General features: G+C 67.1%; 13 protein-coding genes and 1 pseudogene. 8 read left to right on the top strand and 6 right to left on the bottom strand.

The annotated features are described in order from the left end of the window. Positions 1-51 precede the first annotated feature (51 nt). Complete coding sequence (locus tag EYZ64_RS03875) at positions 52-7545, top strand: ATP-binding protein (RefSeq protein ID WP_135459798.1); 7494 nt, start codon at positions 52-54, stop codon at positions 7543-7545. Positions 7546-7566: 21 nt separating this feature from the next. Next, on the top strand, positions 7567-8499 hold the full coding sequence (locus EYZ64_RS03870) for an LLM class F420-dependent oxidoreductase (protein WP_135451959.1): 933 nt from the start codon (positions 7567-7569) through the stop codon (positions 8497-8499). An 86-nt stretch (positions 8500-8585) separates the two neighbouring features. Here EYZ64_RS03870 and EYZ64_RS31970 read toward each other — a convergent pair whose 3' ends face one another. Beyond that, the gene (locus EYZ64_RS31970; protein ID WP_167857699.1) at positions 8586-8921 is read right to left on the bottom strand and encodes a hypothetical protein; all 336 of its coding nucleotides are present in this window, start codon (positions 8919-8921) and stop codon (positions 8586-8588) included. A gap of 125 nt (positions 8922-9046) precedes the next feature. Here EYZ64_RS31970 and EYZ64_RS31965 point away from each other — a divergent pair, with 125 nt between their 5' ends. Together EYZ64_RS31965 and EYZ64_RS03860 are read left to right on the top strand one after the other, a co-directional pair. Beyond that, positions 9047-9508 (top strand): hypothetical protein, encoded by a 462-nt coding sequence (locus EYZ64_RS31965; protein WP_167857698.1) that lies wholly within the window; start codon positions 9047-9049, stop codon positions 9506-9508. Between the two features lie 81 nt (positions 9509-9589). Beyond that, positions 9590-10524: pseudogene (locus EYZ64_RS03860) on the top strand (type IV toxin-antitoxin system AbiEi family antitoxin domain-containing protein). A gap of 58 nt (positions 10525-10582) precedes the next feature. Here the strand turns inward: EYZ64_RS03860 and EYZ64_RS03855 are convergent. Further along, positions 10583-12358 carry an Hsp70 family protein gene (locus EYZ64_RS03855; RefSeq protein ID WP_353653662.1) on the bottom strand — a complete coding sequence of 592 codons (1776 nt, stop codon included), beginning with the start codon at positions 12356-12358 and terminating at the stop codon, positions 10583-10585. A gap of 54 nt (positions 12359-12412) precedes the next feature. Further along, a complete protein-coding gene (locus tag EYZ64_RS03850) occupies positions 12413-13903 on the bottom strand; it encodes a dynamin family protein (protein WP_135451955.1) in 1491 nt (496 codons plus the stop codon). A 66-nt stretch (positions 13904-13969) separates the two neighbouring features. On the opposite strand from EYZ64_RS03850, the gene EYZ64_RS03845 reads away from it, so the two are divergent. Beyond that, complete coding sequence (locus tag EYZ64_RS03845) at positions 13970-14344, top strand: hypothetical protein (protein ID WP_135451953.1); 375 nt, start codon at positions 13970-13972, stop codon at positions 14342-14344. Then, positions 14341-14619 carry a hypothetical protein gene (locus tag EYZ64_RS03840; RefSeq protein ID WP_135451951.1) on the top strand — a complete coding sequence of 93 codons (279 nt, stop codon included), beginning with the start codon at positions 14341-14343 and terminating at the stop codon, positions 14617-14619. The genes EYZ64_RS03845 and EYZ64_RS03840 overlap by 4 nt, the downstream gene beginning before the upstream one ends. 8 nt (positions 14620-14627) lie before the next feature. Here EYZ64_RS03840 and iniA read toward each other — a convergent pair whose 3' ends face one another. The 3 genes from iniA to EYZ64_RS03825 form a co-directional block, all read right to left on the bottom strand. Continuing rightward, positions 14628-16466, bottom strand: a complete 1839-nt coding sequence (iniA, locus tag EYZ64_RS03835) for an isoniazid-induced dynamin-like GTPase IniA (RefSeq protein ID WP_167857697.1) — start codon at positions 16464-16466, stop codon at positions 14628-14630. Positions 16467-16560: 94 nt separating this feature from the next. Continuing rightward, on the bottom strand, positions 16561-17688 hold the full coding sequence (locus EYZ64_RS03830; RefSeq protein ID WP_135451949.1) for an IniB N-terminal domain-containing protein: 1128 nt from the start codon (positions 17686-17688) through the stop codon (positions 16561-16563). 149 nt (positions 17689-17837) lie between these two features. Further along, positions 17838-18386 carry an Rv0340 family IniB-related protein gene (locus tag EYZ64_RS03825; protein ID WP_135451946.1) on the bottom strand — a complete coding sequence of 183 codons (549 nt, stop codon included), beginning with the start codon at positions 18384-18386 and terminating at the stop codon, positions 17838-17840. 197 nt (positions 18387-18583) lie between these two features. On the opposite strand from EYZ64_RS03825, the gene EYZ64_RS03820 reads away from it, so the two are divergent. Next, positions 18584-20374: an Hsp70 family protein gene (locus EYZ64_RS03820; RefSeq protein ID WP_135451944.1), complete on the top strand. Its 1791-nt coding sequence runs from the start codon at positions 18584-18586 to the stop codon at positions 20372-20374. 9 nt (positions 20375-20383) lie between these two features. Then, positions 20384-22879, top strand: coding sequence for an isoniazid response ATPase/transcriptional regulator IniR (iniR, locus tag EYZ64_RS03815; RefSeq protein ID WP_135451943.1), 2496 nt, complete (start codon positions 20384-20386; stop codon positions 22877-22879). The last annotated feature ends 240 nt before the right edge of the window (positions 22880-23119 follow it).

Raw genomic sequence — 23119 nt, 5'->3', positions numbered from 1 at the left:
CATGCGTTGAATCGCCACCCCGACGATTAGCGCGTGAGTACGCTTTCATCGGTGGAACTGGAGGTTTTGGGACCTCTTCAGGTCCGATTGGACGGTGCGACCGTCGTGATACCGGGCGCGAAGCCGCGCGCCATCCTCACGATGCTCGGTCTGCACGGTGGTGCGGTGGTACCCGCCGACGTGCTCATGGAATTGCTCTGGGGCGACGATCCGCCACGCACCGCCGCCAAGGCCCTACAGACCCATATCTCCGCATTGCGTCACGCCCTCGGCGACGGCTTCGTGCTGACCGAGGGCATCGGGTGGCGTCTGAACACGGCCGAGACTGATGCCTCGCGATACAAGTCGCTCACCAAATCGGGCCGGGACGCCTTCAGCTCCGGTGACACCAGCGGTGCGGTGGCCCGGTTCGATGAGGCGGTAACCCTGTGGCGGGGAATCCCGGAACTGCCCGACGGCCGGCCGGGAGCATCCGAGAAGACCCGGTGGATCGAGAGCCACGCCGCACTGATCGAGGACCGGGCCGATGCACTCCTTGCGACTGGCCGTGCCGCGGAGATCATCGGCGATCTCGAAGCTGCCGTTGCGGATGCGCCGTTGCGCGAAAGACGTTGGGGCCAACTGATGCTCGCGCTGTACCGTGCCGGCAGGCAAGGTGAGGCGCTCGGCGCCTATCGACGGGCCCGCTCGCTGTTGGCCGATGAGCTCGGAGTCGACCCCGGACCCGAGCTTCGGCGGCTGGAGGCCGCGATCGTCGCCCAGGATGCCGAGCTCGAGGTCCCTGCGACGCAACATGTTCCGTCAGTGACGCGGGCAGTGACCTTCCTGCTGACGGATATCGAGGGGTCGACCGCCGCGTGGGAGGCAGACGCCGATGCCATGGCGCTCGCCCTGGCGCGGCACGACGAGCTCGTCGAACAGGTTGTCACATCGCGCGGCGGACGGCTGATCAAGACGCGTGGCGAGGGTGATGCCACATTCTCGGTCTTCGACCGCCCGTCAGCGGCCGCGGCCGCCGCGATCGAGTTGCAGGACGCGATCTTCCACGAGCCGTGGGAGCTGGCCGAGCCGATGCGCATCCGTGTGTCGCTGCACACCGGCGAGGCCGAGCTCCGTGACGGCGACTACTTCGGTCGCGCCGTCAACCGCGCCGCCCGGCTGCGGTCGCAGGCCTCGGGCGGTCAGATCCTGTGTTCGGGTGCGACTGCAGAGCTGGTCATCGATTCCTTGTCCGACGACGTTGTGCTCGCCGATCTGGGCATGCACCAGTTGAAGAACCTGGCACGGCCCGAGCACATCTTCGAGCTCCGCCTCCAGACCGCCGAAAGCTCACCGCCGACAGGTGATACGCCGATCGAGCGGCCGGCGATGCCCGCGGTGCTCGGCGGGCCCGGCCCGTTCGTCGGGCGTGGTCGTGAGCTCGCAGAACTTCTCGCCGCCTGGCAGTCGGCGCTCACCGGTGGCACGGCCGCGGTCCTGATCGCGGGCGAACCAGGTGTGGGCAAGACCCGCCTGGCCGGCGAATGGTGCCGGCAGGCCTATGAGCAGGGCGCGGTCGTGCTGTACGGCCGTTCCGACGAGGACCTCGGTGCCCCCTACCAGCCGTTCGCGGAAGCCCTGCGCACACTCGTGCCCTGCGTCGGCACGAACCAGCTGCGCGGAATGCGTGGCATCGAGGCATTACTGCCCCTGGTTCCCGGTCTGACCGACGTCCTCCCCGATCTCGCCGCACCGCCCCACGGCGACCCGGACACCGAACGCTATGCACTGTTCGATGCCGTGGTGGCGCTGCTGGGCATCGCCTCGGTCGACGTACCCATCGTCCTGGTACTCGACGACCTGCACTGGGCGGCCAAGCCCACCCTGCTGCTGCTTCGCCACCTCCTTCGCTTCGGCGAGCACGCCCGAGTGCAGATCATCGGCACGTACCGCAGTACCGACCTCGACCGTTCACACCCGCTGGCGGCGATGCTCGCCGACCTTCACCGCGATGGCAGCGCCAACCGCATTACCCTGGGCGGCCTCGACGAGAACGACGTCAGCACTTACGTTGCCGAGGCCGGATACCACGACGAAGAGTTGGCCCGCGCGTTGGCGTCGGTCACCGGTGGCAACCCGTTCTTCCTCATCGAGGCATTGCGCCATGTGGACGAGAGCGGTGGGCACTGGGACCCGAGCACCCTGCCGCAGGGTGTCCGGGAAGCCGTGAGCCGCAGACTCTCCCGGCTTCCGGTTGAGACGAACAAGGCACTGGCCGCGGCAGCGGTCGTCGGCAGCCAGTTCGCCCTAGAACTGGTCGAGCACGTGGTCGGCCAGGATCTGGTCGACGCGTTCGACGAGGCATGCCAGGCCGGCATCGTCATCGAGGAGCCAGGTGGGCTCTACCGCTTCAACCACGCCATCGTCCGGCAATCGCTGCTCGCCGAACTGGCATCCGTGCGGCGCATGCGGCTGCACCAGCGGATCGCCACAACGTTGGAGACGATGCCGGGCGCCGATGACGAGCTGCTGGCTGAACTGGCCCACCACTACTTCGAATGTGCTTGGGCGGGAAACGCGGTCAAGGCCGTCGAGTACTGCCGGCGCGCTGCGGACCAGGCGATGGCGCGACTGGCATACGAGGGCGCCGCCGACCTCTACGACCGTGCCCTGCACGCGCTGGAGGAACTCGACGACGAGTTGCCTGACCGCGACGAACTGCGCGTCGAGCTTCTGGTGGCGCGCTGTGAGGCGCTGCTGGCTGCGGGCGATGTGACGTCGGCGGCGGGTGTGGTCACGCAACTGAAAGAGGGAACGCGTGATTCAGCCCGTCTCGCGGCATGGGCCACGTGCTTCGACGGCCAACTCTCGATGCTCGTCGATCCCGAGCACTTGGACGAGATCGAATCCTCGGTGGCGGCCGCCGCCGCAACGCTGGCCGAATTAAACGACCCCGCAGGGGAAGCCAAAGCCCACACAGTTCGGGCGGGGTGCCTGGCACGCCTCGGGCGCGTCGCCGACTGCGAAGTCGCGTTGGACAACGCGCTCACCGCAGCACGCCAGGCGCATGAGCACCGCTTGGTGAACGCGGTGCTTGTAGGCGCCCCGTTGGCCGCGCTGTGGGGGCCCAATCCGGTTCCGCGTGCGGGCGGGCGGTGCCTTGACGTGGTGCGTCTGCTGCGGATCACCACCGATTCCCCCGCAGTAGAAGCGACGTCGACGCGCTGCCAAGCGGTCCTGGAGGCGTTCCGCGGGCGGGCCGCTGCCGCCCGGCGGATGATCGACTCCGCGCGACGCACGGTCACCGAACTGGGACTGCGCCATGCGCTTCTAGAAGTCGAGCACTTCGCCGGCATCGTCGAGTTGGTGCTCGACGATCCTGACGCAGCCGAGCTGCATCTTCGCCTGGCCTACAACGGCTTCCGCCGGATGGGCCTCGACGCAGACGCCGCCGAGACAGCCGCGCTGTTGGCCCGTGCTTGCCTCTTGCTGGATCGAGACGTTGAGGCCGACGAACTGTGTTCGGAGAGTGAGCGACTGGCGGGGCACGCTCTGAAGGCGTCGATCACCTGGCGGACGGTCCGGGCACAGCTGTTGGCCCGCCGCGGCGCGCACGATGAGGCCCGGCGGGTGGCCGAGGAGGCCGTAGCCATTGCCGAGCGCACCGACGCGTTGGTCGATCACGGTGACGCGCGCCTTGCCTTGGCAACCGTCCTGGGTGACGCCGGCGACGTTGCCGGCGCACGGGCCGCCGCCGAGCGTGCAGCCGAGCTGTACGAGCTCAAAGGAGCTGTGGCACTGGTCGAAAAGGCGCGCGACCATCTCGGTATGCCGGTGCACCCGGCTCCCCCGGCTGCACCCGCTCAGCCCGAAGCGCCGGTCGAGATTCACACCGCGGCCATCGAAGCGACCGAACGTGCTACGGCACTTGTCGAGGCCGGGGCGTGGGACGAATTCGAGCGGATGTTTGCACCCGAAGGATCAGTAGAGAGTCGGCGCAAGCTCGTCGGCTTCGAGCGGACCGCATTCACACCATACGAAGTGATGCACCAGACGCGGTGCGACCTCGAGAGCGGGGTCATGCGGGCAGATTTTGTCATCTCTGCCGTACGCGGCGAGCAATTCGCAATCGCACGGGTGAGCATAGGCACCGCTGATGAAAGTCCTGGTGCGCCGGAGGACGAGTTTCTACAGCTGTATGGCATCGACGAGGAAGGTCGAATCGCCCTGCAGATTTGGTTCGACCTCGACGACATGGATGCCGCACTCGCCGAACTCGACGCCCAGTACGCGCGATTCGAGCAAGAACGTTCGCGAGCGTCATTGGAGAACAGCGCGACCCAGATCAACGATCGGATCAATCAGCTGTTCGCCGCCGGCCGTTGGGACGAAATCGGTCCGCTGTTCGCCGACGGAGTCTGGATCGATGATCGGCGGCGGGGAATCCGCGGAGAGCACCACGGCCGCGCCGGCGCACTCCGCAACATCCGCGCGGTCGCCGACTTGGGCGCCGTGAACATCTCGACAACAACTCTTGCGGTGCGGGGCCAACATCTGTGCCTCAGCCATGCAAATGTCTACGGGCGCGACGGTTTCGACGCAGAATCGCTCAACGTAACCGAGGTAGTTGACGGGTTGGTCGAGACCGTCGTCGCTTTCGACGTCGACGACCTCGACGCCGCCATCGCGGATCTCGACGCTCGATACGTCGCCGGTGAAGCGGCGCCTTGTTCGGAAACATGGTCCGCCATCGCGCGGGCCCTTGCTGCATTCAACAGGCGCGAAATGCCCGAGTTCATGCCGGACTGGGTCAACATCGATCACCGGCGAGCGAGAGGGTTCGCGCCCGGCGACCTGACCGCATACATACGTGCCACGTGGGATCTCGCGCCGGACGTCAGCATCTACGCCGAGGCAGTTCTTCGGCTCAGCAGCCTTGGAGCGGTCTTCACTCACGCGGTCAGCGGTAGGTCGCAAGACGGCTTCGATGCCGAATGGCGGGAAATCTGCCTTGCGAACGTCGAAGGCAACCTGCTCAGCCGCATCGAGATGTTCGACGAGGCCGACCTCGACGCCGCGCTGGCTCGCTTCGATGAACTCAGTCGGTCTGCCCCGAAGCTGGAGAACACGGCAAATCGCAGGTACGAACTTCTCCAGAATTACTTGGCGGACCGTGATTTGGATGCGATAGCGACCATGTTGGCCGACGACTTCTGCGGCGACGATCGTCGTCAGTTCGTAGGCTCCGGAGTCCGGCACGGTCGGGTTGCCGCGCTCGAAGACGCACGCGCGGCCGGCGACATCGGCGTCGGGAATACGGCGGCAACCGTCGTTGCCACGCGCGGTGAGCGCCTCGTGCTCAGGCGCTCCCGCTACGAAGTCGGCGACGAACAGGCCGACGCGTTCCAGGTCAACGTCCTCGAAGTCGTCGTCGTGGATGCCGACGAGCGCATCTCCGCTCTAGTCACCTTCGACCCCGACGACCTCGACGCCGCCTTCGCAGAGCTCGACGCTCGATACCTCGCCGGTGAAGCCGCACCGCATGCGCAGACGTGGTTGCGCACCATGCAGGTTTTTGCCGCGCTCAACCGGCGCGAACTTTTCCCGACCACGCCAGATTGGGTGAACATCGATCATCGGCGGGGGACCCCAGTCGCACCCGGCGAGATGCCTGCGTTGCTAAGCGCCGCATGGACTTTCACGTCTGACCTGAGCCACTTCGTCGACATGGTGCATCGGCTCAACAATCTTGGAGCGGTCTACACCTATATGGCGCACGAAACCTCCCAAGACGGTTTCCACGCCGAGTGGCGAGCGATCAGCGTGATCACGTTCGAAGGAGATCTGGTCAACCGCTGCGAAGTCTTCGACGAGGAAGACCTCGACGCTGCGCTGGCGCGGTTCGAAGAGCTGCTTCCGCCGGTTCGACGTCTCGGGAACACCGCGAGCCGGACATACGACAAGTTCAACGCGTATCTCGCGGGCCGCGACTGGGATGCCATGGCGGCGATGATCGCCGACGATGCCCTCAGCGACGATCGCCGTCGGGTCATCAACAGCGGTATCCAACGCGGTCGGGACGCCCAGATCGCGAATCTGCACGCCGTCGTCGGCCTCGGGGTCAAGAACTCGGAGTCGGTCGTGGTCGCGACCCGCGGGGACCACCTCGCGCTCACTCGTGTTCGCGTATCGGGTGGCCGGCACCGGCCTGAAGCGTTCGGCATCGAGCTGCTGACCATCATCGGAACCCGCACCGACAACAGGATCACGACCAGCGTCTTGTTCGACCCCGACGACTTTGACGCTGCTTCCACCGAACTCGAGGCTCGCTATCTTGCCGGCGAAGCAGCGCCGCATGCACATTCGTGGTCGGCGGTCGTGGGCGCATATGCTGCGCTCAACCGGCGCGAAATGCCCCCGACAACCGCCGATCATGTGAGCGTCGACCACCGGCGAGTGACATCATTCGCACCCGGCGATATCAAGGACTACACCCGCCGCGCCTGGGACCAGATTCCGGACATCAGCTTCCGCATCGAGGCCGTACATCGGTTGAACGATCGCGGCGCAGTCGTAACCCATGCGTTGCACGGAACTTCGCGGGAGGGTTTCGAGGCGGAGTGGCGCGAGATCCACCTCATGACCCTCGAAGGCGAGCTGTTCAACTGCAGCGAGATGTTCGACGAGGAAGACCTGGACGCTGCGCTCACGCGATTCGACGAACTCAGTCGGCCGACGCCGCACCTCGAGAATGCGGCAAGTCAAGTAGACCAACGATTCTGGGGGTATTTCCCGGATCGGACCTGGCACGCCATGGCCGAAATTCTGACGGAAGACTTTTCCCTTGACGATCGTCGTCAGACGTTGAACGCGGGCCTTCGAAAAGGCCGGGAGACCGAAATCGAGAACGTCAAGGTCATCGCTGATGTCACCGAGCGCGTAGAGGTGACGGCGAATGTCATCGCAACCCGCGGCGAACGCCTTGCCCTTCGTCGTCTTCGCTTCTCCGGGCAAGACCAACAGCCCGACTCGTTCTATACCGAGATGATCGGCATCGTCGAGATCGATGCCAATAGTCAACTAGCGGCTCACGTCGTGTTCGATCCCGACGACATCGACTCCGCCTTCGCAGAACTCGACGCGCGATACCTCGCCGGTGAGGCCGCTGCGCACGCGCGCACATGGTCGGTCATCACAGGCGCCCAAGCAGCGTTCAAACGGCACGAGATTCCCGCGACAACGCCGAACATGCCGTACATCGATCATCGACCGGTCCTGTCGGTCGATGCGGTCGATCTGGCCACATTTGTCGGTGTCGCGTGGGCCGTCATCCCAGAACCCAGCGTCTGCATCGAGGCAGTACATCGGCTGACCGAACTCGGAGCCGTCGTTACCCAGGTGCTGAAAGGAACCTCGCGAGAGGACTTTGACGGTGAATGGCGGCTGATCGACCTTTTCACAGTCGAAGGCAACCTGATCAGCCGCTGTGAAGTGTTCGACGAGTCCGACCTCGACGCCGCGCTCACCCGCTTCGACGAGCTGAGTCACCCGACAACGCCCACTTGAGATCGCCGATAGGCTGGCCCCGTGGACTTCCGTGTGTTCGTCGAACCCCAGCAAGGCGCTACCTACTCCGATCAGCTCGCGGTCGCCCGCGCAGCCGAAGCTCTCGGTTATTCGGCGTTCTTCAGGTCCGACCACTACCTGGCGATGAGCGGCGACGGCCTACCCGGGCCGACCGACTCCTGGGTGACGCTGGCCGGCATCGCACGCGAAACCTCGACGATCCGGCTGGGCACGATGGTCACCTCGGCCACCTTCCGCCACCCCGGACCGTTGGCTATCTCCGTAGCACAGGTCGACGAAATGAGCGGTGGCCGTGTCGAATTGGGCCTCGGCGCCGGCTGGTTCGAGGCCGAACACCAGGCCTACGCCATCCCGTTCCCGCCACTGGGTGAGCGTTTCGACCGGCTCGAAGAGCAGCTGCGCATCCTCACCGGCCTGTGGGACACCCCCGTCGGCGAGACGTTCGACTTCGCGGGCAAGCACTACACGGTCGTCGACTCACCGGCGCTGCCCAAGCCCACCCAGGCTCCGCACCCGCCGATCGTCATCGGTGGCATGGGGGCCAAGCGCACACCGGCACTCGCCGCCGAGTTCGCCTCTGAGTTCAATGTGCCGTTCGTACCGCTGGACCTCCTCAAGACGCAGTTCGCGCGGGTCTCCGACGCGGTGACCGCGGCTGGACGAGCAGCGGACTCCCTGACCTACTCGGCGGCGTTCGTGGTGTGCGCGGGCCGCGACGAAGCGCAGATCACCAAACGGGCCGCGGCGATCAACCGCGAGGTGGACGAGCTGCGCAGCAATTCGCCGCTGGTCGGCACACCCGCCGAGATCGTCGACAAGCTGGGGCCGTTCTTGGAGGCCGGGGTGCAGCGGGTCTACCTGCAGATGCTCGACCAGTCCGATCTCGATCACATCGAGCTGTTCGCCAGCGATGTCATCCGTCAGCTGAGCTGACCGAGGCCCGCTGGAGGGCCGGGCATAGTATCGGTGCCCGTGACCGGTGACGACGATCAAGGGCGGCCTCCCGAGGTGCCCTGGCATCATTCGACGCCGGCGGTTGCCGGGGCCAGCGCGGCGGCCCTCGCCGTGATCGGCCTGGTGGTGTGGATGGCGATCGCGCTGACGGGCTCCGGCGGCCCCGAGGACGCACCGATAGATTTCGTCCCACCCAGCTTTGCGTCGACTTCGGTGAAGACCTCGAAGTCCACCACGACCCGGACCACCACCAGTCGGCTTCCGGTGACCACCGAGTTCGGCGTGCCGGGCGAGTCCGACACCACGACGACGTCGCCCTCGGACACCTCCGGGACCTCGACCACGTCCGAGACTTCGCCCACCTCGACGACCACGACAACTACCACGACCACTACGACCACGACGACGGAGTCGAGCAGCGCCGGTTACGGCGAGTACCCGACCACGACGCACAGCAGGCCCCGCACCAACGTGACACGCACGCTGTATCCGGCACCTGGCGGCTGAACCCGCCTACCATCGGCGCGTGTCGAACTATTACGACGACGACGAGCCCACCCAATACGCCCCGAGCTACGGCGAGTACTCCGAGCCTTCCGCGCCGCCCACTCCCGAGCCCGTTCCCTGGTACCGCAAGCCCGCCGCACTGATCGGCATGGGCGCCGGGGGCACAGTCATCGCGGCGCTGGTCATCTATGCCCTGGTGCAGCTGTTCTCGTCAGACTCCCCGTCGACGTCCACGACAACCACCACGTCGACCACACCGACAACCACCACATCGGTCGTCACCACGGCGCCGGTGGTTCCCGCACCCACTCAAACCGTCACCGAGACCGTGGCGCCGACCACCACGACGGTCGAGGAGACCACCACGACCACAACCACAACAACCACCGAGACCACCACCACGACCACGACGACCGCGCCGACAACAACCACCACGACAACTGCGCCGGTGACGACGACAACGCCTGCGGGTAATCCCTAGCCTGACGCGGCGCAGCTGGTTATCCACATGTCCTCGAAATGCTGCTGGCCGCCGTCGCAGCTCTCCAGAAGTATCGAGTCGGTGGACGTTGACGATGTGCTTCGCCAACAGGATGGGGTGATCTCGCGCCGGCAGGCGTTGGACGCGGGCCTGCAAGAGCACGAGATCCGGCGACTACTCAGACGCAATCAGTGGGCGCGGGTCCACGTGGGCGTGTACGTCGATCACACCGGACCACTGACGTGGTCGCAACGCGCTTGGGCAGCAGTGCTTTACGCGGCTCCGGCTGCACTGTGCTTCGATTCTGCCCTTGGAGCCGACGCGTTGCCCATCCATGTAGCCGTCGCGCAACAGCGCGCGATGTTGGCTGAACCGGCGGGAGTCCGCATTCACCACCTTGCGAACCTTCAGGCGCGGGTGCTGTGGAACGTCAGCCCACCGCGGATGCGCTACGACGAAGCCGCGCTCGATGTCGCGTGCCGCGCCGCGTCCGAACTCAATGCCATCGCGGTCCTGGCCAACGCCTGCCAATCGCGGCGAACCACTGCGCATCGGCTGCTGCAAGTGCTCGATTCTCGGGCACGGGTACGCCATCGCCGGTGGTTACGCGCGGTATTGGTCGATATCGCCGACGGCACCTGCTCGGTTCTCGAGCATGGCTATCTCGTTCGCGTCGAGCGCGCGCATGGTCTACCCAAGGCAAAGCGGCAGAAGCGGGCCGCGTCATCCATCGGTGTCTGCTATCGCGATGCCGAGTACGGCGAACAGCTCATCGTCGAGCTCGACGGCCGGGTCTACCACGATTCGACGACCAGGCGGGATGCGGATTTCAACGGGATCTCGACGCCGCCGTCGACGGCCGTTCGACAGTCAGGCTCTCCTACGGGCAAGTCTTCGACCGGCCGTGTCAGACCGCGAGCAAGATCGCTCAGGTGCTGCAGCGGCACGGGCTCGCAGTGGCCGGCCACCCGTGTGGGCCGCGGTGTGAGTTCACTCGACTCGACCGCGCCGCATAGTCGTCAACACCGAGGATTCCAGTCAACATCAAGCAGGAATCCTCGGTTTAAGTCCGTATCAGGGTGACGGCGCCACCGATGTGGGTGTGGGCTCTGGCGCCTTGGTCGGCTCTGGCGAATGCGTGGGCTCTGGCGAATGTGTGGGCTCAACCGTCGGCTCAGGGGTATGTGTGGGCTCCGGCGAAGGTGAAGGAGTCGGCGACGGGCTTGGTTCCGGCGTGGGCGACGGCGACGGACTCGGCGAAGGCGACGGCTCAGACACCGGCGGCTTGAACGTCGGGATCGGCAACTGCGGGAGCGTCACCGGCGGAAACACCAATGGCGGCACCGGAATCGGCGGGATCGCGACAGGCACAGGCACAGGCACTGGAGCGGGCGCCGGCGCGGCCGGTCGAGGCTGAGGCTGGGGCGCCTGTGGGGCCGGGGCAAGCGGCGCGGTCTGACGACTCTGCACCAACCGTGGCGCAGCTGCGGGCTGCGGCGCGGATTGCGCGGGCGCGCCAGGGCCTGGCCACGACGGATCGCGCACCACCACGGTCCGGGTCGGCGGTGCGGGCGCGGCCTGGACCAACGGGGACTCGGCCGGAACCGTCTGCGGCGCCGCAAGGCTGGATCCGGTCGCGGCGGCATCGAGGCGGTCGGCCCGTGCCGACAACACCATGCCGACCGTGCCGACGACGGCCAGGAACACCGCCGCGTACGCCACCACTCCCCCGCGCCGATACCAGCGAACACGTGCGGCAGCGGGCGGCAAAGGCGGCTCGGAGAACACGAACTCCGGCCGGGCCGAGTCGTCGGTCACCGATGCCGGGACGAACTCGGCGACCTCAGCCGATGAGTCAGACACCGACCACGCCAGAGCAGATGCCGCGATCGTCCCGGTGCCGAGGACGGGAGCAGACGCGTACGCCACCTGCGTCGCGGTCTCGTCGGCACCGCGTCGGCCCAGCAGCGCAGCCCCGACTGCCGCGATCACCTGGGCCTGCGGCACGGTGCTGACCGGCAATCGGAAAGCATCGGAAAGATGTTGGGTGACAAGGGGTATCCGCGCTCCGCCACCGACCGTCACCAGAGCAGCCAGCTGCGCCGGGTGAATACCGTTGCGGCGCAGCAGGTCCAGCAGAGCCTCGATCACGCCGCCCAGCGGCTGATCCACAACCGCGTCCAGCTCAGGGCGGGTAAGTCTGATCGCGCCCGCAGGACCGGCCAGGCTGGTGGCGCTCTCATCGCTCAGCCGTTCCTTGGCGGCCCGGCACTGTTCGCGCAGCCGGCCCAATGCGGCCACCCCTGCGGTCCCGGCCGGTTCGGCATCCAGGTCGCTCAGGACGTGTCGCAGCACTTCCTGGTCGATCAGATCGCCGGAGAAGTCCTGGTATCGCACCGTCTGCCCGATGGTCGCGTACCCCGCCCCAGCGTCGGCAAGCGTCAGGCTGGTGCCGGAACCGCCGAAATCGCACAGGGCGACGACGCCGCGGGCGGGCAGACCCGGATGCGACTGGATGGCCGTCAACGCCGCGACCGAATCGGGAACCACCCGAACGCCGGGCATCGCGCGACGCACGGAATCGAATGCCGCAGGGCTCCAATGCGCGGGCACCGCCACAACCGACACATTGGGCCGATGCGTCGGGCTGGTCTCACGCGTCAGCGCCTCGACGGCGCCGGCCAGTAACCGTTCCGCGTGATGGGTCGAACCGTCGGCGGCGACCAGCGGCACCGGGTCGCCGACCCGTTCGACGAATCCGCCGATGACCGAGCCGTCACCGAGTGCGGACACCGCCCGCCGCACCAGCGGCGCATGATCGGCGATCGCCACCAGATTGGTCGCCCCCACGGACAACCCCAGGCAATCACGCATACCTGTATGTCGACGGAGAGCCCTGATTCGTTAGTGGCGCGACGAGTACTCGGCGACCAGCGCCTCGGCACTGCGCACCGCGGCCCGGCAGGCCCGCGTCGTAAATGGATCGTTGAGCGGATGATCGGCCCGCCGCCGCCAGCGCTGCGCCGCCGCGAAGGCCGAGCGAGGCCCGTCGAACGGGGCGTCGGGTTGCAGTCCCAGCCGGCTTGCCGCATCGGTACCCGAGCCGCCGATGATGCGGCGCAGTGAGGCCATTTCGTCCTCGTTCAGCGTCGTGGGCCGCGAGCGCAACAGGCTGAGCAGCCGCAGCTCCTCGAAGGCGTGCGTATCGGCGAGCAGCGGATCGATGTCGGCAAGGATGTACGGCGTCGCATAGATGGGATTCGCCTGCACGAACTGCCGCAACGACAAAAGAGCCGTATGTGCCTTGAGCAGCTCCGAACGTTGCGCGAACTGCTGGTCGATCACGTCGCGCAGCGCGATCAGGCCGCTGCGTTCCAGCAGTTCGTCGGCCAGGGCGACGGAGTCGGACACCCCGGCGTGCATCACCGCGATCGAGATTCGGATGCCGAACATGCCGAACCGGTCCAGCAGCGCGGCGCGGGTGGCAGCGTCGACCGGCAGTGCACTGTCCTCGCGCACGAACCGGTCCACCGAAAGCATCGCCTTCGTCAGATCAGCGGGCTCGATACTCGCGAGCTTCTGCAGCGCGACGAATTCGCTCTGCCGCAGGGTGCGGGCGGTCAGCGCGAGCAGTCCGGACACCGGGACGACGGCCTGGCAGATCCCGGTCTTGTCCATCTCCTCGGTGAACCGCTTGGCCACGTCCTTGGCCGACATCATCGCGTCGATGCGGCCGGCACCGATCTCATCGGCCCGGGAGGCCACTCCGATCACGCCGAGTGCGCCCGACGACCCGCCGACAAGCTCGCCGATCTGCTTGAGCAGGGCGATGTCGGCGGCGTTGAGCGTGCGCAACAGGAAGACCACCGCGTCGACGCGGGGCACGCCGTCCTCGGGGACGAGTAGCCGGTGGGTCCGCATCGACACGTCTCGCGACAGCGACGAGGTTCCCGGGGTGTCGATGATCGTGGTGTCGATGAGCTCGGCGGCGGGCCACTCGACGTCGAGGTCCACTACGTCTTCGGGATTGAGCCCGGCGAAGCTGAAGGTGAGACCGCGATCATGTGGATCCCGCGCGATCGGCACGTTGGCACGCCGCCCGCCACGGTGATTGGCGGTCACCTTGGGGGTGGGCCCGTGCCGGAACCAGGTGACGATGCGGGTCGCCTCGGTGGCATCGGTGGGCGCGATGTCCTCCCCGACCAGCGCGTTGACGAGCGTCGACTTGCCGGCCTTGAGCGTGCCGGCCAGCGCGATACGGATCGGCTGGTTGAGCCGGCGCCCGATGCGGTCGAGCTCGTTGTACACGTCGGGCCGATTGCGATAGGCCGGGTCACCTCGGTACGCCTTGATGGTGCCGCTCAGAATCGAACGCACCTGATCCGCCGTGCTCACGCTGCGGAGTCCAACCTTTCGCCGCCAGTCAACCCTTCGAGCTTAAAGCGTGCCGAACACGGTTGAATGTTCACCGAGGCGATCACGCGGTCAGCCTCTCGGTCCGCCGGCACGGAGGTGCAGCACATGGAAACTGCGAGCAGAGTCAGTTCCGACACATGGCGGACAGCCACCTGGTCGGTACCGCTGGTGTTCCAGTTGGTGCTGACACTCTTCCTGGCGACCACTTGGGCGGCGGGAAAGTGGGTGTTGGTCGGCGACCCGCACCGGACAATGATGTCGGCCGGGGCTGCGACGTCAACTGTGGTTGCCCTCGTGATGAGCATCGTGCTCTTCAAAGCTCGGTCTTCGCGTTTGCGCGGCGTCGGCCTAGCCGTCGCCGGCTCGGCGGCAGCGGTGTTGATCGGTTGGCTGGTCGCTGCATTCTGGATCTACGAATGACGGACAACCCCGCGCCGACCAAGTTCGGCCCCCTCAGCTTCGTCGCGGCTCTCGTCACCAGCCTCATATTCGAATTCGCCGCTGTGACAATGGGATACTTCGTGATCTTTCTGCTCTACTTTGTCTTGCCCGCACTCCTGATCGTGGCCGCAATCGGGGGCCTGTTCTACTTCTCGGGCGGCAAGACAACGCAGGTCGGCCTCGGAATGCTGATCGGCTGCCTGGCAGCTCCGTTGACCGCGACGATCGCGGCCATCGTCCTCGCTGTCTCCTAGGCCGGAGCCTAGGCGCCCTCGGCCGCGAGATTCGTGGCGTGGTGGACGACCTGTTTGAGGATGTTCTGCTGACGTTCCAGTTCCGCGACGCGGGTATTGCGTTCGTTTTCTTCGATCTTCGCGGCCATCAGGGTGGCCTGTAGCGATTCGTTGAGCGAGCGCGTGGTCTGGTTGGCGATCCCGCGGTAGTGGTCGCGCAGTTGACGTTGGATGCCTTTGAGCCGGTCCCGAGATTCCTTGCCGACGACGAACGCCACGTCGTCGACGAATTTGCGGGTGTTGGTCTTGGCCTCACCGCGCACCCGGAGCATGCGGTTCTCCATGTCCTCCTTGTAGGCCTTGCGGCCCAGAACCAGGCCGGCGCCGAGGGACAACGGATTGAACATGCCCAGCCCCGCGAAGGAGGTGAGCATGCCGAACATCAGCACACCGCCGTAGGAGCCGCGCATGCCGGTGATGACCTTGTGCCCAGCCTTGATCGGCTTGGCCTCCAGGCGGGCCAGCGATTTCATCTCGCCGAATCCAGCGCCCATATCGCGGGCGTCGATCTGCGGCAGTTGCACCGCCTCCAAACCGGCCTCGGTGAAAGTGCGAGCCACCTCGGCCGCGAGGGCCTCGGCCCGCTGGTACGCCCATACGAAGTTGTCGCCGACCGCGATGGCCACCGCTTCTTCCAGTTCCGCGCCGATCTCGGCCCAGTGCAGGGTGGGGTCGCCGGAGTCGATGACCTTCTCGGTGTGTGCGGTGATATTGCGGAACCGGTGGCGCAGATCGTGATCGACGTCGGCGGTCAGATCGGCGATACCGTCATTGAGCACCTGCTGCCACAGTGCCGTCTGCTGCAAGGCCTCCTGGGCTTCCTCCTTGCGCCGTTCCAGGTCCGCGGTCAGCCGCTCGCGTTCGCCCGGATCGTTGAAGGCCGATAGCTCGGAATCCACCGCCAACAGAAGATGCTCTGCGGCCGAATGGATTTCAGCCACCACCTGATCGCGAATGCGATCGTTCTCGCGCGAGAGCACGCGGTCGGACAGGAACTTCACGATGGCCGGGAAGTTCGACTCCTCGTTGAGTTCCTTGTCGTTGAGTTGGATGGCATGACTGCGCAGCACCGAAGACACCGGAGTGACCGGGGTCGTTATCCCGGCCCGTTGCAGATGACGGGCGTTGGCGCCGACGATTTCCCGCCAGTGCGGATACAGGTCGGTCTTGGTCGCGACAATCGTTGCCACGGGGCAGATTTCGATCGCCTGCCGGATGAAGATCATCTCTGGCTCGGTGAATTCCTGGCTGGTGTCACTCACCATCAGCAGTGCGTCCGCATCGGGCAGCAGCCCCAGCGTGGACGACAGGTGGGGCTGCCCATGCCCGCCCACACCCGGGGTGTCGATGAATGCGAGCCCGCCTTTGAGCAACGGGCTGGGCGCGGTCACCTCGACACGCAGCACCTCACGGCCGCTGGCTTCGGGCGCCCGGCGCAGATCCTTGGTCAGGTCCGAGGGCGAAATGCTGATCAGCTCGGGTTCGGCGCCGTCGGGTCGCGCCACCACAAGCCGCGCCGTGGGCTGGTCGCCGTAGGAGACCACGGTGGCCAGCACGGTGCTTTCGTCGTCGCCGACGCGGGCCACCGGGACGTTGAGCAGCGAGTTGAGCAACTGGCTCTTGCCCTGTTTGAGCTGACCGGCGATGACCACCCGGATCTGCGGATCGTTGATCCGCACATTGGCCACTTTCAGCCGTTCCACGAGATCGCCACGATCCCGCGCGGCGGCGATCTTGGTGGTGTGGTCGATGAGCTCGACGATCACCTTGACCTTGCGGGGGTCAGTCGGTTGCGTCGGTTGGGTCATGGAAGTTCCCTCCTGCGGAATCCACCGTAAGCGCACGAACGGGGCGGGGACTCCCCAGGTGTGGGAGTCCCCGCCCGTCGCTGACTGGTGCGGATCAGAACCCGTGGAAACCGACGTCGTTGTGCGACGAGGTGTCCAGGTGGGTGTTGGTGTGGGTCTCAGGCGCGAAGCTGCTGTTGAGCCCGCCCACCTGGTGCACGGAGTCGTCGGTCACCGAGCTGTGCACGGAGCTGGAGCTGTGCACCGAGCTGTCCTCGTGGATCGAGTTGTCGGTGACCGAGTGGTCGGACAGCGAGGTGTTGGTCGAGGTGGTGGTCGAGCTGGTGGTCGTCGTCGAGCTGTGCACCGACGAGTCGATCACGCTGCTGTTGCCGCTGCCCACGTCGTGACCGGCGGTGGTCTGGTTGCCACCGACAGCGTGGTTGGAGCTGTCGCTGATCACGATGCTGCCCGCGTTGCCGCCGTCGCCGCCGCTGGCGTGTCCGCCACCGATGCCGAGCAGGCCGCCGCCACCGCTGGCGCTGGCGCCACCGCCATGACCGCCGCTCATGTCGACATCGCTGATCACCGGTCCGTCGTTGCCGGAGATGACATTGCCGCCGGCGTGCTGCGAGCTGTCCTGGATGGCATTGCCCTCACCCACGTTGACGTGGGAACCCGAACCTGCCCAGACATCGCCGTTGTTGACGGTGTTGCCGTGGCCCAGCACGGCGCCGTCGCCGGTGACGATGGGACCGCTGGAGTGACCGGTGTTGACGACGGCCCCGTCGGTGGCGGTGTTGGTGGTGGTGGTCTTGTTGCCCAGCGTGATGTCACCGAAGCCCAGGTTGAACGCGCCCTGCTGAGCGTTGGCGCCCGCGTCCTGGTTGGGGCTCATGATCGGGGTGTTGTTGTGGCTGGCCAGATCCGTGGAGTTGCCGCTCATGAAATCGGTGTTGGTCTCCGGCGCGAACGTCGGCTGAGAGGTGAAGGCCGTCTGCGGGGAGAACGGGGAGCCGATGCTGTGGTAGTCGGCCACGGCTCGCTGCAGCCCGTACACCGGGTCGCCGTTCCCCAACGCGATGCCGGCCGGAGCGGCCGATGCCGCCACGGAGGCGAGCTGGGCGGCCGACACGTTGGGCAGGCCCGCGTCCCGAAGTGCGCTCTCGGGATTGGCGACGTAGGCCGCCGCGGCGGCCGGGCTGCGGAAGAGCTCGAGGATGAAGTCGATCAGAGTGGTCATGTCTCCAACCTTTCGGATGTTTCTGGGAGTTTCTGGTGAGTCCCCCCGCCGGGCTGTCCGGCGATCTGGAGACAACGTTATGGATTCGCCGCAGCCGCAACAAGCGCACGACCACTTGGGTCGTGCGCTTGTTGGAACGCTGGGGCAGATCAGTCGAAGATGTCGAATCCGCCACCACTGTCGGTGTGGTGTTGGTCGTCGACGATGGGCTGGGCCCAGCCGTCAGCCTGCATCGCATCGACGACCGGTGCATCCTCGATGACAGGTTCGTTGAGCTGCAGAGATACGTCATCGAACGGCTGATTGACGAGGCCGGGATCGTCGATGGCCGACGCAGAGGACACGAGGTGGTCCAGGGAGCCCGACTGATCGATGACCTGGCCGGCCGTCGAGTCCCAGGCATCGTCGGGGGAATCGAGCGGCACGTGATCGCCGAAGGCGTCGAACGCCGCCGTCGCCGCACCGCTGGCCCAGACGTTGCCGCCCGGGTCGGCCGCACCGAGATCGCCGAACCCCGTGTTCGTGCCGGTCATGGACAGCGACTCTGACACGACGGGAATCAGGTTGTTGACGTCCGCGCTGGTCACATCGGTCAGATGGGCATCGGCAATGGCCTGGGCCGGATCGGCGGCATAGTGGGCAGCGGCATCGGGGTCGCGTACCAGCGACATCACAAAGTCCAGCAATGTGTTCGCCATGCTCCACCTCCTCAACAGTTCGATTTGAATGTTAGCCAGCTGTGAGGGTGCTGGGATCGGTGCCGAACCCACCCCTGCCCGCCCGCCATTAGGGGGGTGAACATTAGGGGATCGACGCCACTAGGGGATCAATCACGGGCTCTGGCGGTCTCAGCCGTTAGGGTGAGGTTCGGCCGAGACAACAGGAGTGACGCCTGATGACCGACTCACTGGGGTTGTCGATCGGGATGACCAACCTGGTGGCAGCCCGCGAGGGCCGCCAACCGGTGATCCGCCGATCGATCCTCACCCTGCACAACGACCGTGCCCCCGACGTGGGCGAGTACACCGGCAGCGGGTTGCCGCTGGCCGGCTTCGTGGAACGGGTGGGCGACCCGGTTCCCCTGGTCGCCGCCGACGGGTCCCAGCACCGCGGCGAGCTGGTGCTGGCCGAGGCGTTGGCCGCGATGGCCCGCCTGGCCGGTGGCGGTGCGCCGGTGGTGATCGCCGTCCCGGCGCACTGGGGTCCGAGCACCGTCGGCGCCTTGCGCGATGTACTGCCTCGTTATCCCGGGCTGGCCCCCAATGGCACCGCGCCAGGCCTGGTGCCGGACTCTCTGACCGCGCTGGCGGCCCTGCAGGCCGATCCGGGGCTGCCCGCCGACGGCGTCGTGGTGTTGTGCGATTTCGGCGGCAGCGGCACGAGCGTGACACTGGCCGACGCCGGTGCGGCGTTCGCCACCATCGGTCCGACCGTGCGCTATCCCGATTTCTCCGGCGACCTGATCGACCAGGCCCTGCTGAACCATGTGCTCAGCGGGGTCGCGTCGGCCAACGATGCCGACCCGGCGGGCACCGCGGCCGTCGGATCGCTGGCCCGGCTGCGGGCTGAATGCCGTCAGGCCAAAGAGCAGTTGTCCGCCAACACCGCCACCGTGATCCGCACCGAGCTGCCGGGATTCAACTCCGATGTCCGGGTGACCCGCCCCGAACTCGAGCAACTCGTGTCCGCGCCGTTGGCGGGCCTGCTGGATGTCATCGAAGACACGTTGCAGCGCAACAACATTGCGCTGTCGAGTGTGACCGCGGTGGCGACTGTGGGCGGCGGTGCGGCGATTCCTCTTGTTACCCAGCGGCTGTCGGAACGGTTGCGGGCAGCGGTCGCCACCACCGCACGCCCGCAGTTCGACGTCGCGGCCGGGGCAGCGCTGGTCGCCGAGCGGGTCGTCGACGCGGGCGCGCCGACGGGGATGGCCCCCATGGTGGCGGCTGCCGACGCGCCGACGGGTTTGGCTCCCGAGGTGGCCGCCGCCGATTTACCGACCGGGATGGCCCCGACGAGTCAGGCTCCGGCCGCCGACGCGGGGAATGTCGGCGCCCTGGCCTGGTCGCAGGACGACGCGCCCGGCAACGAGCCGGTGCCGTACGCGGGCGGCGACTACCAGACTCCCGCGGGCACGACGGCGGCGCGACCGTCCGTCGAGTTCAGCCACGACGAGGAGATGTTCGACGCCGGTCCGGCGCCGCTGGCCTGGTACAAACGCCCGCCGATCCTGTTCGGGGCCGCAGCCGCGGCCGCTCTGTTGGCTGCGGGCGGCCTCGCGGTGACCTTGACGAGCACCACCGGTGATTCCACGCCCGTGACTGAGACCAGCACCACCTATTCGATGGGCCCGTCTCCGGAGGGGCCGCCGCCTGAGCCGGTCACCACCGTGACCGAGGGCCCCGACGGGGTCAAGACGACCACGGTCGTGGTTCCGCCACCGCCACCGCCGGAGACGACGACGTCGGCACCGGAAACCACCACCACGACCAGTCCGACCACAACCACCACGACAACGACGACCACCACAACGACTACGACAACGCCGCCGACGACAACGACCACCACGACGCAACCGCCGACGACGACCACGCAGCCCCCGACGACAACGAAGCCGCCGACCACCACCCAGCCGCCGGTCACGACCACTGCGGCGGCCGAGGGTGCCGACGACGGCGTCTCCTAGGCAGTCACCATGACCGCCCCGGCACCGGAGTCCGTTCCGGAGCTTCCGTTGGCTGCCCGATCGGCGATCGCTGCGGTGTTGGCCGACCCGACCGCACCGGTCAAGCTGCTGCTGTCCGGCGGGATCGGAACCGGGAAGAGCACGGTGCTCGCCGCGGTCCGCACCGCACTGCGCGAGGCCGACCGTGTTGTGTTGACCCGTGCGCCCCGGCCGGACGACGCACCTGAGGCGGCGTTCGTCGTCGACGACGCACATCTGCTCGGTGACAGCGAAATCGGCTTTCTCACAGAGAAAGTCGCCGATCCAGCGTCGACCGTCGTGGTGGCGAGCGAGCCGTTGACACATCGCCCGCCGTTGGTCACGTTGGCCACCACGCTGGAGCGGGAGAACCCGGTGGCACGCCTCGGGCCCATACCGACAGCCGAGGTGGGTCGGCTTCTGAGCACGGCGCTGGGAGCCCCGGCCACCCAGGAGACCGTCAGATCGGTGTTGGCCGCGACAGCCGGATTGCCATTTCTGTTGCAGGCGGCCGCGGATGCGGTCGATGCGCCGGCCGATGCGGCCCGGTTCGCGTTGCTGCAGCGGTTGCGTCGGGTTGACGACGACACTCGCGATGCGCTGCTGATCCTGTCGCTGAGTCACGATCTCGGTCCCGACGACGTCGCGGCGGCGCTGCGGTTGACCGGCGCCGAGGCGTCGGTCCTGGTGGATCGGGCCCGGGCCGGCGGGTTGGTGGAGCCGTCGCATGACCGGCGGTTCGTGCGGATGGTTCACGAGTCACTCGCCCAGATCGCCGGCGCCGCCCGCCACCACGAGATCGAAACCTCCCTTCTCGCTTCGCAACTCGAGCTGTCCACATTGTCGGCCGACCTCGCGGTGGGGCTGGCCGAGCACGGATTACGCGACGATCGGCTGGCCGAGGCGCTCGCCGAACACGCCGCCCACAGCCGCGCCCGGCCCGCGCGGGCGGCCCGCCTCTACCGCGCCGCGGTCACGGCCGGCGCGGCGGCGGTGAGCACCCGCCTGGCCGATGCCCTGGCACTGGCCGGGGACTGCACCACCGCGGCGCGGATGGCCGACGAACTGCTCGGCTCCGAGGACCCGGCCGAACGGGCCACCGGTGTGCGGGTCGCGGCCAGTGTCGCCATGCACGACGGCGGCGCCGCCCAGGCCGCCGACCTGTTCCGGTGGCTCGGCCCGTATCCGGATGTCCTGGTCAGTTCGGCGAGCACGACGGCGTTTCTCGCGGCCGGCGACGGCGAGGCCGCGCGGGCATCGGCAGGCACAGAGGCGGCCGGGCCGCCCACCTCGACCGCACGGGCGGCCCGCAGCCTGGCCGAAGGTTTGGTGTTGTCGCTGGATCAGCCGTTCTCCGTGACCGTGGCCCGGCTGGGACAGGCCGTCACGACCGAATATCAGGCCGGTGGCGTCGCTCCCGATACGCCGGCGGCGTTGGTGACGCTGGCGGCGCTGCACGGTGGCGACTCGGTGCGGGCGCGCAGTGTGATCAGCCGCGCAGTGCGTGCGGGCGGAAAAGACGAGGCCTTCAGCGCGGCTCGGCACCGCTTGCTGTTGGGCTGGGTCAAGATGCAGGACGGTCAGCTCGGTGCGGCCGGCGCGGACGCTGCCGCCGCCGAGGCGGGTGAGGATCTGCACCGGCGCGACGCGTTGTGGGCCGCCGCGCTGCGTACCGCGATCGCCCGGCGCAGCGGTGACAGCGGCGCGGTACAGAAGTATTGGTATGCCGCGGTGGAAGTCCTGGCTGAGTATTCGATCGACCTGTTCTCGCTGCTGCCGCTGGGCGAGTTGTGGGTGGCCGGTGCCCGCATGCGTCAGGTCGACCGGTTGGAGCACACGCTGGCCGAGGCGTGGAATCTGCTTGCGGCCCTCGGTAATCCGGTGTTGTGGTCGGTGCCGCTGCACTGGGCGGGTGTGCATGCCGGGATTCTGGCCAATTCCCCCGGCGCGGTCGCCCCGCATGGGCAGGCATTGACGGCCGCGGCCGGGCAGAGCGCCTTCGCCCGGGCGCTGGCCAATGGCGGGCGGACCTGGTTGCGGGTGCTGGCCAACCACGTCGACATCGACGAGGTGACGGCCGCTGCGCGGGCGCTGTCCCAGTTCGGCCTCACCTGGGATGGCACCCGGCTGGCCAGCCAGGCCGCGCTGCAGACCCCTGACGCCCGGGTGTCGCAGGCGATGCTGCAGCTGGCCCGCGATCTCAAGCAGACCAGTGCGGTCGAGGAAGTCGAGGTTGCTTCAGGCGCCCCGGTCGCCGCCTCGACGCAGGCCGCACCGACGCCGTCGTCGACCAAGTTGTCCGATCGCGAGCGTGAGGTAGCCGAACTGCTGCTGCTCGGGATGCCCTACCGCGATATCGGCAGTCAGCTGTTCATCTCGGCCAAGACTGTCGAGCACCATGTCGCCCGCATTCGACGACGCCTCGGCGCTGAGTCCCGCTCGGAGATGATCTCGATGTTGCGGGCGATGTTGGCGCCCCGGGGCTAGAAGGCGTGGTGCCGCGGATTGCTGTCAACATGTGGCAGCCATCCGCGGCGTAGTGCTATTCGTCAATGCCCTTGGCGGCCTTGGCGTCGGAACGTGGCGCCATCGCCGGGAGGGTTGAGACCCGTACCACAGTTACCTCAAAGTTAGGTAAGCCTCGGTAGCGGTGAGAAACACCTAAATGTCACTATGAGCTGAAGGAAGCTAAGTTACCCACGGGTAACTATGCCTAAGTTACCGGCT

It is taken from the genome of Mycobacterium sp. DL99 (genome assembly GCF_004762045.1).
Lineage (GTDB): Bacteria > Actinomycetota > Actinomycetes > Mycobacteriales > Mycobacteriaceae > Mycobacterium.
Note: the sequence above shows the minus strand (reverse complement) of the source record. Positions and strands in the feature narration are given on the sequence as shown.